Origin of the sequence: Streptomyces sp. NPDC006450 (assembly GCF_040612195.1) — a bacterium.
Classification (GTDB): Bacteria; Actinomycetota; Actinomycetes; order Streptomycetales; family Streptomycetaceae; genus Streptomyces.
On the sequence record NZ_JBEXPT010000046.1, the window covers coordinates 14,688 to 27,977 of the forward strand.

A 13,290-nucleotide genomic window follows, 5' to 3' on the forward strand; every position below is an offset into this window, starting at 1 on the left:
CTACGAGGACGACTACATGTCGGTGGACGAGTCGAAGGCCATCGAGCGGTAGGAGAGGACCGTGAGACATCGAGAGCTGCGCGAGCCGACGACCCGCGAAGTCGTCACCGTCGCCGCGAACACCCCGTTCAAGGTGATCGTCCGGACCCTCGTCGAGCACCGGGTACCGGCGGTTCCGGTCATCGACCCGGCCGGCCGGCCGCTCGGCGTGGTCTCGGAAGGTGATCTACTGCCGAAATCCGGGCCGGGGCGACTGCTTCCGGGCGCTGGCGGAGCCGCCGCCGTGGCCGTGGACGCGACCGGCGGGACGGTCGAGGTGCACGGAACGGTGCAGTGCAAGAGCCTCGTCCCGGTGATCGAGCGGCTCTGCCGGACCGTGGACGGCGTGGTCTCCGTGGCGCAGCACCTCGGCCATGCCATCGACGGCTCGGCACAGGCGTGAGGGAAGTCCCGTCAACTGTCGTCCGGCCCCACCCCCGTCGTCGAGGGCCGGCGCACCCGTCGGTCCGCGCTCGGCACCCGCACCGGCCCCGCCGGCCACGCCCTCATGCACCACGCGGCCGCACCGGCCGCGGTCGTCGCCCACGGCCGAGACCGGCCTCGCAGTCAGGAAGTCCCATGGCCACCACCCCGCACCCGGACAGCGCAACCGTCACCCGCCTCGTCGAAGACGCCGTCACCGCACCCTCCATGCACAACGCCCAGCCCTGGCGGTTCGTCTACCGTTCCCACTCCGGGACGATCGAACTCCACGGGGACCCCGGCCGGGCCATGCCGCACACCGATCCGGACCACCGGGCCCTCCACCTGGGCTGCGCCGCCGCGCTGTTCAACCTGCGCGTGTCCGCCGCCCGGGCAGACTGGGAATCCCTCGTACGGATACTGCCCGACGACGGCGACCCGTGGTTCCTCGCCACCATCCAGCTCCGGCAGGCCCCGGCCACCGACCAGGAACTCGCCGCCCTGCACCCGGCCCTGCGCCGTCGTCACACGAGCCGCTTCCCGTTCACGGACGAGGAGATTCCGCCCGCGCTGCTCGACGGCCTCCGGTCCGCCGCCCTCCTCGAAGGCTGCCGCCTCGTCGTCCCGGACTCCTGGCACGCGGAAACGCTCCTCGGCCTGGTCCACGACTCGGAGCACCGGGAAGACATGGACCCCGCCGCGCAGGCGGAGGCCACGGCCTGGACCCACACCGGCACGCCGGCCGAGGCGACCCGGTCCGACGGCATCCCGACCGAGGCGTTCGGCCCCCTCTCCTCCGGCCCAGGAGCCACCGTCCGTGACTTCGGCCGCGACAAGCCGGTACCCGGCCGGGCCTGGGCAGCCTTCGAGCAGCGGCCGCAGATCGCGCTGCTGGGCACGTCGGGCGACACCCCGCGGGACTGGCTGCGGGCCGGACAGGCCCTGGAGCGGATCCTGCTCCAGGCCACCGCGGACGGCCTGGCCACCTCCATGACCTCGCAGCCCCTCGAATGGCCTGAGCTGCGCTGGACAGCACGCGATCCCCTCGCCGGCATGGGCCACGTCCAGATGGTCATCCGACTCGGCTACGGCCCCCAGGGTCCGGCGACCCCTCGCCGCCCCGCCGCCGAAGTCCTGGAGATCCGGTGACGGCCCGCCCCGTCACCGCCCGTCCCACGCTGCCTGGGCAGGGTGAGGGAAGCGCATCCGACAGCCACGGCGAACGAGGCTCTCAGCAGGCGGGGCCGAGCTCGGCGCTGATGTGGTGAGCCCAGGTCCGAATCCGCTCGGGGTTGCGGAAATCGCCTCCCTTGCCCGCACGGACCATCGCCCGGGCGATGAACCCCGGTGTGCCCGCCCCGATGCTGCCGCCGAAGGTGATGTGCTCCCGCGCGCCGAGCCTCTGCATCGCCCTGGCCACCCCCGGCACCGGCGGGATGGCCTGCTGCTCGGCCGAACTGTCGACAGGACCGCTGCTGAACAGGTAGACGGCGCGGTGCTTGAGGTTGATCTCGTTGCGATCCGCGCAACTCTCGGCCTCACCGCTCCAGCGGCCCGCGTACAGGGCGCCGCCGAGCACGACGGCGTCGTAGCCGCGTACGTCGTCCACCTCGCCCGCGCGGACGACGACGGCCTCCAGGCCGTCCTCGCGGAGGGTTTTGCCGATCTCCGTCGCGATACCGGCGGTCGCACCGTGCTTGGTTCCGTAGGCGACCAGGACCCGCTTGGCAGTCATGGCGACTCTCCCCTGGTATCGGTCCGCTGTTGTCCGACCTCACTGTCTCGGGGAGGGTGGCACGTGCGCTGGGGGCCATCGGCCCCAGGCTGGGGCCGTTCGGCCCGCACTGCGAAGTCCGGGCCCTGGGAAAGTGACTCTCACACGTGCCCGCCTACCCGAGGAGAGCCCAGGGGGTAGGTCCCTCCTGGGCCGCCGCCCCGGTCCGGACGGGCCCCGAGGTGTGCGCCGGAAGGCCCTCCCGGCGCTCGGGACCCGGCGGCGGCCCGAGGGGGAAGAGCCGGAAGCCCCCGACCGCCCTGCCGCACGTACGCGGAGGTTGCCGCACCCCGTAGATTCGCATCATGGTTCACGTACTCGCCAGCAGAATCCTGCTGCGCCCCACGGATCCGGAACGTTCCCGCGTCTTCTACGGCGGGGCGCTGGGCCTCTCCGTCTACCGCGAGTTCGGGACCGGACCGGACCGCGGCACGGTCTACTTCATCGGCGGCGGATTCCTGGAGGTCTCGGGCCGCTCCGAGGAGCCGCCGGCGCCGGGCCTGCGGCTGTGGCTGCAGGTCGCCGATGTCCGCGCCGCGCACGAGGAGCTGGTGGCGGCGGGGGTCCGGGTACTGAGGGCGCCCGTGAAGGAGCCGTGGGGGCTGATCGAGATGTGGATCGCCGACCCGGACGGGGTGCGGATCGCGGTCGTGGAGGTACCGGAGGACCACCCGTTGCGGTACCGCCCCTGAGCGGACGCGACTCCCTTCGGTGAACTCTCCGGGTACCGCGTCCGAGGGCGGCACGCGTTCAGTGCGGCTTCACCCAGCCGTGCCGGACGGCGTGACCACCGAGCTGCATCCGGGTCCGGACTCCGGCCATGTCCATGAGGTGGCGCAGGCGTCGGTGAAGCGTGCGCGGCGACAGGCCGAGCTGCGTCGCGGCGATCGGGTCCGTCAGGCCGGCCAGCAGGAGCGCGAGGATCTTTCTGTCCAGGTCGGTCGGGCCTCCGTCACGGAGCTCGACGGTGGGTGCGGCTTCGCCGCCGGTGCCGGACAGTTCGAGGGGTTGGGCGGTGCGCCACACCGTCTCGAACAGCGCGTCCATCGCGTCCAACAGGCCGCTGCCGTGCAGCAGCACGGCGCCGGGTTCTCCGGCCGGCGTGACGGCGAGCGGAACGAGGCCGAGCTCGGCGTCGGCCAGCACGAGTTTCATCGGCAGCTGGTCGGCGACCCGCAGTTCCACACCGCTGCTCAGTGAGGTGATCGCATCGTCGATGATGCCGGGCTCCGCCAGCACGGCCCGGTCCAGTACCGCCCGGAAGTGCACGCCCCGTCCGAGGGCCATGGGTTCGGCCGTGTTCTCGTCGGGCGGCAGGGCGACGAACGGTGCGGTGATGAAACTGCGGACTTGCGTGCGGGCGGCCTGCTGCACCTGGAGGAAGCGATGGCGGATGGCGTCGACACCCGTGACCACCTCGATCAGATCGCTGATGCTGCTCCCGGTCATCGCCGCCCGGTGTTCCTCGGCGAACGTCACCAGTGCCCGCTCGGCCATGCGCAGCCCGTCCCGGCGCTGGGTGATGAGCGCGCCGAGTGCCATGGCCGGCGGCGCGGCGGTGAACCGCTCGTCCGACGACCGGGTCACCAGTCCCCACCCGACCAGACGGGCCAATGCCTGGTCGACGTGGGCTCGCGGGAGGGCGAGCAGGTCCGACAGCGGCATCGCGGTGGAGTCCGGACGTCCGAGCAGCGCTCGGTAGACGCGCTCGTCATCGGATTCCAGGCCCAGAACATCCAGCATCGGCGACCGACTCTCTTCCGCTTGTCGCAGCGGGGAGAGTATGCGCCATGGCGGCAGACCCTGAATAGTCCCTGGTGGGAGCAGGTGCGACGGGAAGGGCCCCGGGAAGTCGCCTCCCCGGGGCCCGAAGTTGCGGTTCATCGCAGGCCGTACGCCCGGATGATCTCGTTCTTGACGCTGAACCCGCTGTCCGTCCCGGCGCTCGCGCGGACCGAGACGAAGCCGCCGGGCTTCTTGGCCGTCCTGAACGAACCCTTCCAGTAGCCGTCGCCGCCCTGGGTCAGGCTCACCTTCTGCCACGTGGCGCCGTCGTCGTAGGAGACGTCGAGTTTCACCGTGGTGACGGTGCCGGGGACCGCCGAGAGGTTCAGCGACACCGGCTTGAGCGCGATCTGCTGGGTCGCATTGGCCCTGACGTCGCCGTGCAGGTCCGACTCCAGCTTGTAGTCCAGGTTCAGCGCCGAGAACGGTTCGAAGTAGTCCGACTCGACGGTGTCCGACATGAACGTCCACTCGGTGTGCGTGCGCGTCGACAGCCGGAAGACGTCACCGGGCCGCTCCACATCGAGGACCGTGCGGTAGGGCAGGTTGCCCGCCGGTACCTCCACCCACTGCATGTCTCCGCTGAGCGGGTTGTCGTGGATCAGCGTGTCGCCCTGGAACACCTGCAGGTGGGATGGCGTCTCACCCCACGGCAGGTAGCCTCCCAGCCGCATGTTGTCGCTGGCGGAGGCCCACGCCTGTACGTTCCAGGTCATGTAGTTGCCCCAGCGGGAGTTGTACACACCGAAGGACTCGCTCTGGGCTGGCCGGGTGACCGGAGCGAACCAGTCCAGACGGGTGGCGCTGCCCTTGGCGTACGTGTTGTCGCCGGACACCATCGTCCACGGCAGGGCACCGTCGACGCCCTGCGCGTGGAACTCGCGCCAGACCTGGCCCGGGGTCACCCACTCGGTGCGGGTGCCCGGGTGCCACTCGGTGTCCGGGAAGTTGAACGACGGGTCGAGGGTGAAGTCGGAGCGGTAGCCCTCCGCCAGCCGGTCGCCCGCGGCGGCGTAGTAGCGCGCGTCGATCCGGGCGAGGTCGGCCTTGGCCGGCTTGTAGACCAGGGCCCGGTCCGGCACCCGGCCGGGGTAGTCCCGGGTCAGGTCGTAGACGAAGGGCGTGTACTCGGTCTGCCGTGCGGTCAGCACGAGGTTGCCGGCCTTGGCCATCGCGATGAGGGTCCTGCCCGCGTCGCGGTGCACGCTGGCGACCGGGATGGCCGACTCTCCGACGTACTCCATCAGCGCGCCGACCCCGTCGTTGACCACGATCAGCACCTTCGCGCCGGCCGCGGCCGCGGCCGCGGCGCGCTCCTGCGGCGAGAGCTCGTCATTGCGCTCGATGACGACGACCTTGCCCTTGGCCTTGGCCTTCCCGTACTCGGCGACCGTGCCGCTGCCCGCGTAGACGGCGCTCAGGGTGTCCGTGGCGGTGCCCAGGGCGCTGCCCGCCTGCACCAGGGTCTCGAAGCGGAGCCGGTCGCCCGGCGTGCTCAGAGCGAGCAGCGGCTCGCCCTTGCGCCAGCGGGTGACCAGCATGAAGTCGCCCTGCTTCATCACCTCGGTCGGCGCGACGTACACGTCGTCGTACGACGGCGGCAGCACGTACGCGCTGCGGTAGTCCATGAAGGCGTCGAAGCCCTTGTAGTGAACGTTGAAGTCGACCTTGCGCTGGCGGTCCTCGGTGCGCTGCGGCGCCCCCGTCTGCAGCAGGCGGGCCTTGCTCGCGTCGAGCACCACGTCGGCGGAGCCGTCCTTCAGGATGGTCTCAGGGTCGACCAGCACGGCCAGACCGGAGCGGTCCCCCTGCTCACCGGCCACGTCGAGGTAGGCCGTGACGGTGTACTGGCCCGGCGCCATGCGCAGGGTGGTCGAACCGTCGACGTGGACCGACCAGGGCCAGTTGTCGCCGGCCAGGTTGATCCCGACCATGCCGGCGGCGGGCTTGCCGTCCCGGCCGACCAGCTTGATGTTCAGGTCGTAGCGCTCTTCTTCCTTGATGAACGCCACGGAGGTGCGGGCCACCGGCTTCCCCGTGGCGGCGTCGGCGGCAACGACGTAGCCGACGTGCCGGCCGGCCGGGGCATTGCGCGGGTCACCGGTCACCGGGACGGTGGCGACGCCGCCCGCCGGGACGGTCAGGGTGGGGGCTCCCAGTGTGAACGAGCCGCCGCCGGTCAGGGTCAGGTTCAGGGTGATGTCGGCGGAACCGGAGTTGGTGTAGGTCAGGTCCTGGGTGACGGCGCCGTCGCTCGGCTCGTGCGGCCAGGTGTAGTCGCCGAAGAAGAGCGATCCGGTGCCGCGGACCGTGGTGCGCACGGCGGCGGCCACGTCGAGACGGCCGGCGCCGACCTCGTACGGCGAGTACCCGCCGTCCAGACCCTTCGCCGTGCTCATCAGGTGTTCCTTGAGCTGCGCGCCGGTCCAGCCCGGGTGCTGCTGTGCCAGGATCGCCGCCGCTCCGACGACGTGCGGGGTGGCCATCGAGGTGCCGCTGATGGTGCGGTAGAGGCCCTGGCCGCCGTCGGTCATCTCCTGCGAGCGGGCCGCGGTGATGTCCACGCCGGGCGCGGCGATGTCCGGCTTCATACCGCCGGAGTAGGCGAGCGGGCCGGTGCTGGAGAAGGACGCGAGCTGGTCCTGCTTGTCCGTGGCGGCCACGGTCAGCGCCGACGCGGCCGCTCCCGGTGCGGAGATGCTCTCCGGGCCCGCATTGCCGGCGGCGATGACGAACAGCGTGCCGTACTGCGCGGACAGCGCGTCGACCATCTGCGACATCGGGTCGCTGCCGTCCGTCGGGTAGGAGTTGCCGAGGCTCATGTTGACGACGTCAGCACCGGATTCGGCGGCCCACTGCATGCCGGCCATCACCCAGGAGTCCTGGCCGGACCCCTCCGGGCCGCCGAGCACCTTGCCGACGAACAGGTCGGCGCCGGGGGCGACGCCCTTGTCGGCGCCCCCGGAGGCGGCGCCCGAACCGACGATCGTGCCGGCCACGTGCGTGCCGTGCCCGTTGACGTCCGTCACGCCCTCACCCGGCACGAAGCTGGTCGTGCCGTCGATCAGGCCCGCGAAGTCGGGGTGGTTGACGTCGATGCCGGTGTCGAGCACCGCGACCTTGACACCCTTGCCCGTGTACCCGGCCGCCCATGCCTCGGGCGCGCCGATCAGCGGCACGCTCTCCTTCAGGGTTGCCTTCACCCGTCCGTCGAGCCACAGCTTCGCCACGCCCGCGCCCAACGTCGTGCCGCCGCGCGGCGCGACGTCGGTCCAGAAAGTGCGGGCCTGCCGCTTCTCGGTGCTGAGCGCGGTACCGCGGATGCCCTTGAGCTCGCGGCTCAGCTTGCTGCCCCGGGGGGCCGTCGGCGGTGCCACCGAGCGGGACTTCGGCGCGGCGTACGTCGCGATCAGCGGCACCGCGGACGCCTTCGCGTCGTCGTAGCCCATGGCGATCAGGTCGGTGACGTTGAACAGCCGCCGGTCCAGCTTGTCCGTGCTCAGCAGCGGCGCCGCCTCGTCCGGGATGACGAACAGGTCGCCCGCGATCTCCTGGATCTTCACTCCGCCGACGGCATTGTCCGGCCGGTCGATGTCGGCGGTCTGCTTGCCGTCGGCCATCGTGGTGACCGTGACGACGTCGCCGGTGACCAGGGTGACCTTGTGGGTCGTCGAGGACCGGGCGGGCACGGGGGGCTTGTTCGGAGCGGCTTGTGCGGGTGATTGCAGAGCGGCGAGTCCGGAAGCCAGCAGCGGTATCGCGGTGGCGACCGAGACCAGCTGCCGGCGTCTGCGGCGCACGGCTGAAGAGAGCGAAGGGAAGGACATGCCATGGGTCTATCGGCCGGGTGGCACCGACGTGAATGCCTGACGGGGGCAAGTCTTTGCCATGGCACGGATTCGACACCGATGAACCGAACACATCGGGTCGAAGTCGTACGTGTCGCCTGGATCCACTCCGATGTGCCCGCGAAGCATCCGCACGAACACCGGAGGAATGGGGACGGGACGCGTCGCGGTGGCAGCACGACGTTTCACCGGGTTCAGGCGGTCAGCCGCTGCACGGTCCTTTCGAGGGCCGAGATGACGTCGCCGGCGCGCGCGACGGAGTGTGCCGTGGCCAGTTCGACGCTGAGCCGTCCGGCGAAGCTCGTGACGATGTACGTGGAGGTGGGGGCGGGCATCTCTTCGGGATTCGCCCGCCCGGCCGGACGGAACCTCTGATCGATGATGGCCCCGTGGAAGTCCTCGATCGCACAACCGGCCGGTGTGCGCAGGTCCGGGATGCTTCCCCAGTTCGTCAGCATGACCGTGTCGTCCGCCAGCACGTACGCCGTCCCGGCATCCTCCTCGCCGGCCCTCTCCACGGGTTGCGAAGCGTCCAGGTCCTGCCCCGTCAGGTGGAGTTGCGACTGCTGTACGACGCCGCCCTCGATGCTCGCGTTCAGTTCGCCGAGCAGGTCCTTGGCCAGGACCACCGGGTCGGTGTTCTCGCTGACGGATCGTCTGAATCCGACCGTGCCGAAGATGTTCGTCCCGGCGAAGGCATCCACCGGCGGGCTGATGCGGGTGCGTACGTCCACCGGGTAGATGAAGGGAACGGCCACCTCCTGCACGTGGTCGGCGACGGCCTTGACCTCGGCGTGGGCGATCATCACGGCCGCCGAGACCAGGCCGTGGACCGAGACCCCGTTGGCGCGCCCGAGCCGGGCCAGCGCCGACGTCGTACCGACCGTGAAGCGGATCCGGCCACGGGACGACGGAGCCCGCTCGGCGGGGGCCGCCGGCCCGGCCGGCGACCGCTCCCCCGCCCGTTCCGGCACCGCGACCGGTTCGAAGAGCTCTTCCAGGCCATGGCGGCCGAGTCGGGTGACCCCTCGGTGAGCCAGGAGCGCTTCCAGGGACTCCGGAACCGGGAAGACATCGAGTGGTGTGGGAAGCCCGGTTTCGACGATGTCGGTGTAGTGGCCCCACAGCTCGGCCAGGAGCGCCACCGATGCCCTCGCGTCGGCGATGCTGTGGTCCGTCAGCAAGGTGACCGTAGAGCGGTCACCGACGTGGGAAACCTCCAGACCGATGAGTTCGTCCGCGTGGTCCAGCTTGCGCGTCGCGGGCTCCGGATTCCCCTCGCCCGTACGGACCCGGATTGCGGGACCGGTGCGGTTGGCGTCGACGACGAGCTCGATTCCCTCCTGCCCGGAGCGGAGGTGTCCGGTGAAGACGGGATGGGCTCGGCACGAGGCCGCGAAGGCCTTCGACAGCGCGGACACGTCCAATGGTCCCGTCACAGTGACCGCATACGAAACGGTCTCCGCGGGCTCCACATGCGCGGTCTCGGTCGGCGCCAGCATCCGAACCGCGATGACCGCCGGGACCTTCTCGCTCATCGACAACCGCCGTTCCCACTCGAAGGCCTGTTCATGGGGGAACAGCCTAAACCGCGTCATAGGTGACATCGACCGAACATTGCGCCTTTTCGGCAACGGTGAGCTCGTTCTGCACCGCACACGATGCGGTGTCGGCGCGAGTGCACATCGGCCGATACCCAGTTGAAACACGGCTGTGGGGCGCTCGAAGCGGTCCCCTGATGAACCGGAAGTGCGCCTCTCCGAGGCTGTGGCGGTACCCGATCCCCGGTGTACGCGACATCGGAAGGCAGCTGCCGTGCTGAGCACCCCGTACCGTTCCGAGGCCGACGAGGAAGTGGAGCCGGCAGGCCCGCCCCCTTCGGCGTGCCCGTCTCGCTCCGGCATCCGCACCGGGCGCAGGCGTACCGGCGGCGGCCGCGGTCGGTTGATCGCCGCCGCCGCGGTCTGCTCCGCCCTGCTGATGGCGCTGCACGCGTGGATACCGAACGGGGCCGGCAACCTCGGCAGCCTGTTCCAGACGTTCCTGCCCTGGGCCGGGCTGAGCGTCCCCGTGCTGCTGGCGCTGGCGGCGGTGCGACGCTCTCGGCTCGCAGCCGTCGCCGTCCTGGCCCCCGCGGTCGCATGGGTCTCCCTCTTCGGCGGGATGCTCACCGACAGGCGTTCAGGCGGCGGGGACTTCACCGTGGTCAGCCACAACGTGGACGAGGAGAACCCCGATCCGGTGCGGACCGCGCGGGCGCTGGCCGCGTCGGGGGCGGACGTGCTGGCCCTGGAGGAGATGTCCACGAAGGCCACGCCCGTCTACGAGCGCGAGCTGGCCGCCGGCTATCCGTACCACTCCGAGAGCCTCGGTGTCAGGCTGTGGAGCAGGTACCCGCTGAACGGCGTGGAAGCGGTGCCGATCATGCCCTGGACGCGTGCCGTGCGGGCCACCGTCGACACCCCGGGTGGGCCCGTCGCGGTCTACGCCGCCCACCTCGCGTCGGTACGGGTGACCCCGGCCGCCGGTTTCACCACCGCGCGCCGCAACGAGGCCGCCGGGAAGCTGGCCCAGGCCGTACGGGCGGAACCGCTGGCCCGGGTCGTCGTGATGGGCGACTTCAACGGAACGGTCGAGGACGCGGCGCTGGAACCCGTGACCTCCGGGTTGCGCTCCGCGCAGCACGAGGCGGGCGCCGGCTTCGGCCTCACCTGGCCCGCCTCGTTCCCCGTGGTGCGCATCGACCAGATCCTGGTGAAGGGGATGAGCCCGACCTCCTCGTGGACCCTGCCGGCCACCGGCAGCGACCACCTCCCCGTCGCCGCCTCCCTCCGGCTGTGACCGCACCGCAGGCCCGACTGACTACGATGGGCTCTACATATGTCTGGTGATGAGCAGGTAGGTGGCGTGTCGGCACCCCGGGTCCCGGACCCCGTCAGCATCCTCGTCGTCGAGGACGACGCCACCATCCGCCGCGCCGTGCAGCTGTCCCTGGAGCGGTACGGCTACCGGGTCGCCGTGGCCGCGGACGGACTCGGCGGCCTGGAGGCGTTCCGGGCGGGCGCGCACGACCTGCTGATCCTGGACGTGATGCTGCCCGAGCTCGACGGCATCGGGCTGTGCCGCCGGATCCGCGAGGAGAGCCTGGTCCCGGTCCTGATGATGTCCGCGCGCGGGGACGCCCTCGACGTGGTCGCCGGACTGGAGGCGGGCGCCGACGACTACGTCGTCAAACCCGTCGACACCGCCGTCCTCGTCGCCCGCATCCGTACGCTGCTGCGCCGCGCGACGTTCCGGCCGGCCGGTCCGGGGACGGGTCCGGCGGGGTCTGCCGGGACGGCGGAGTCCGCGGTCGCCTCCCCGGACGCCGGGACGGCCCCCGGGGAGCTGGCCTTCGGGGACCTGACCGTGAACACCCTCGGCCTGGAGGTCCACCGGGGCGGACGCCCCGTCCCGCTGACCCCCACCGAGCTGCGGCTGCTGCTGGAGTTCGCGGCGGCTCCCGGCGCCGTGCTCGACCGGCGCCGGCTCCTGCGCGACGTCTGGGACTACGGCTGGGAGGGCGACACCCGGGTCGTGGACCTGTGCGTGCTGCGGCTGCGCAAGAAGATCGGCGCCGGCCGCATCGAGACCGTCCGGGGCTTCGGCTACAAACTCGTCCGCGACTGAGGGGCCCGGCCGCAACCATGGCACTGCTCAACCCGCGCGCCCTGCGCTGGAAGGTCGCCGCCCTGACCGCGGCCGCGTGCTGCGCGGTGGCGGCCGTGATCGGCGTGCTGGTTCATCGGGCGACGGCCGAACGCGGCGACCGGACCGGGTACGAACGCCTCTCCGCGCGGCTGAACGCCGCGGAGCGCGAGTACGCCCGTACGGGCAGCGCGCCGCTCGACGTCGAGGTCCTCACACCCGAGCAGCTGGACCCACCGCTCGCGCGGGCACTGGCCGCCAAGGACGCGGCCAGTCTGCATGCGACCTGGTACGACCGCAAACCCCCCAACTGGTACTGGCTGTGGGCGGCCATGCCCGTCGAGGGCGGCCGGGTACTCGTCGCCCGGACGGACATGAGCTCCGAGGTGCGCGGCCTCCAGCTCCTGGACCGCAGCATCGTCAAGGCCGTGCTCGCCGCCCTCCTGGTCGTCGTCCCGCTCGCCGCCCTGGCGACCGAGCCGATGAACCGCAGGCTGCGCCGCGGCTCCCGTACCGCCCGGGCGATCGCCGACGGCGACCTCGGCGCCCGGATCGGCCCGGCCGGCCGGGCCCGTGACGAGATCACCGAGATGTCGGCGGCCGTGGACGAGATGGCTTCGGCCCTGCAGCGCAAACTCGAGGGCGAACGGCGCTTCACGGCGGACGTTGCGCACGAACTGCGCACCCCACTGATGGGCCTGTCCACCGCCGCCGGGCTCCTCCCCGAGGACGACGAAGTGGCCGCACTCGTACGGGACCGGGTCCGGGCGTTGAACGGTCTGGTCGAGGACCTCCTGGAGATCTCCCGGCTCGACGCCGGTGCCGAACGGGCCCGGACCGACGCCGTGCCGCTGGGCGAGCTGGTCACCGACGTCGTGCGCCGGACCGGGACGCGGACGCGCGTCGGGGCCGGGGAGGCCGGGGTGGTGGAGACCGACCCGCGCAGGGTGGAGCGGATCGTGGTCAACCTCGTGACGAACGCCCACCGGCACGGGGCGGGCCCCGTCGAGGTCACCGTCGCGGGCGCGCGGATCGTCGTACGGGACCACGGGCCCGGCTTCCCCGCCGAACTGCTCGACGAGGGCCCGCAGCGCTTCCGCACGGGAACCGCCGAGCGGGGGCGGGGGCACGGACTCGGGCTGACCATCGCGCTCGGGCAGGCGGAGGTCCTCGGGGCCCGGCTGACCTTCCGGAACGCCCCGGACGGGGGCGCGGTCGCCACCCTCGACCTCGACGGCGGAGGTGGTCCTTCCGGTGGCCCGGTCCGGATCACGGACTGAAACGGAACCGCAGCATGATCTCCCGGCGGCGGAAACAGGGTCGCACCGGTACGGAACACGGAAGGACGGCTCCTCGAAGGTGATGAAGGTACGGGATCCACACCCGTCCCGACGATCAGCCGGTGCCCTTCGAGCTGTTCGCGTTGAACGGCCCGTCCGGCCGGGAAGGGGCCGTCCGCCGGAGTGACCAGGACGAGGCGGTCGTCTCCGACATGGTGCGCGACGACGTCGCGGCTCGACATGGCTCGATGAACTGCACCTGGTGGTGGTGCACGAGGTCACCGGCGATCGCGGCGCGTTCCCCGCCGGACTCGACCACGACCGCGACCTGGCCTTTGTGGACCGTCGTCGCGCCGATACGCCACGTTGTCGTTCGAGCCTCCCCGTGATGAAAAATCGAAGAATATTGACGCTCGCCATAAAAACGCAATAGCGTGAGGTTGTCCAAGATCCT

The 13,290-nt window shown here is 71.4% G+C and carries 11 protein-coding genes; 6 read left to right on the forward strand and 5 right to left on the reverse strand.

All coding sequences use genetic code 11. The features are described from left to right. Positions 1–61 precede the first annotated feature (61 nt). On the forward strand, positions 62–442 hold the full coding sequence (locus ABZY57_RS16475; RefSeq protein WP_356512407.1) for a CBS domain-containing protein: 381 nt from the start codon (positions 62–64) through the stop codon (positions 440–442). 176 nt (positions 443–618) lie between these two features. Continuing rightward, complete coding sequence (locus ABZY57_RS16480) at positions 619–1,611, forward strand: nitroreductase family protein (protein ID WP_356512409.1); 993 nt, start codon at positions 619–621, stop codon at positions 1,609–1,611. A gap of 82 nt (positions 1,612–1,693) precedes the next feature. Here ABZY57_RS16480 and ABZY57_RS16485 read toward each other — a convergent pair whose 3' ends face one another. After that, positions 1,694–2,197: a flavodoxin domain-containing protein gene (locus ABZY57_RS16485; RefSeq protein WP_356512411.1), complete on the reverse strand. Its 504-nt coding sequence runs from the start codon at positions 2,195–2,197 to the stop codon at positions 1,694–1,696. 344 nt (positions 2,198–2,541) lie between these two features. Between ABZY57_RS16485 and ABZY57_RS16490 the strand changes: the two genes are divergently transcribed. Continuing rightward, positions 2,542–2,928, forward strand: coding sequence for a VOC family protein (locus tag ABZY57_RS16490; RefSeq protein WP_356512413.1), 387 nt, complete (start codon positions 2,542–2,544; stop codon positions 2,926–2,928). A 58-nt stretch (positions 2,929–2,986) separates the two neighbouring features. On the opposite strand, the gene ABZY57_RS16495 is transcribed toward ABZY57_RS16490, so the two are convergent. From ABZY57_RS16495 to ABZY57_RS16505, 3 genes are all read right to left on the reverse strand, one after another. Further along, complete coding sequence (locus ABZY57_RS16495) at positions 2,987–3,979, reverse strand: helix-turn-helix domain-containing protein (RefSeq protein ID WP_356512415.1); 993 nt, start codon at positions 3,977–3,979, stop codon at positions 2,987–2,989. A 137-nt stretch (positions 3,980–4,116) separates the two neighbouring features. Next, a complete protein-coding gene (locus ABZY57_RS16500; protein WP_356512417.1) occupies positions 4,117–7,821 on the reverse strand; it encodes a S8 family serine peptidase in 3,705 nt (1,234 codons plus the stop codon). 242 nt (positions 7,822–8,063) lie between these two features. Continuing rightward, positions 8,064–9,407 carry a hypothetical protein gene (locus ABZY57_RS16505; protein ID WP_356512418.1) on the reverse strand — a complete coding sequence of 448 codons (1,344 nt, stop codon included), beginning with the start codon at positions 9,405–9,407 and terminating at the stop codon, positions 8,064–8,066. Positions 9,408–9,771: 364 nt separating this feature from the next. On the opposite strand from ABZY57_RS16505, the gene ABZY57_RS16510 reads away from it, so the two are divergent. From ABZY57_RS16510 to ABZY57_RS16520, 3 genes are read left to right on the forward strand one after another with little or no spacing between them, the layout of a single operon-like run. Beyond that, complete coding sequence (locus tag ABZY57_RS16510; RefSeq protein ID WP_356512441.1) at positions 9,772–10,710, forward strand: endonuclease/exonuclease/phosphatase family protein; 939 nt, start codon at positions 9,772–9,774, stop codon at positions 10,708–10,710. A gap of 39 nt (positions 10,711–10,749) precedes the next feature. After that, the gene (gene cseB, locus ABZY57_RS16515) at positions 10,750–11,538 is read left to right on the forward strand and encodes a two-component system response regulator CseB (RefSeq protein WP_356512420.1); all 789 of its coding nucleotides are present in this window, start codon (positions 10,750–10,752) and stop codon (positions 11,536–11,538) included. A 17-nt stretch (positions 11,539–11,555) separates the two neighbouring features. Further along, a complete protein-coding gene (locus tag ABZY57_RS16520; protein WP_356512422.1) occupies positions 11,556–12,836 on the forward strand; it encodes a HAMP domain-containing sensor histidine kinase in 1,281 nt (426 codons plus the stop codon). Positions 12,837–12,951: 115 nt separating this feature from the next. Here the strand turns inward: ABZY57_RS16520 and ABZY57_RS16525 are convergent, their stop codons facing one another. Continuing rightward, entirely contained in the window at positions 12,952–13,284 is a 333-nt protein-coding gene (locus tag ABZY57_RS16525) for a hypothetical protein (protein ID WP_356512424.1), read from the reverse strand. Between the last annotated feature and the right edge of the window lie 6 nt (positions 13,285–13,290).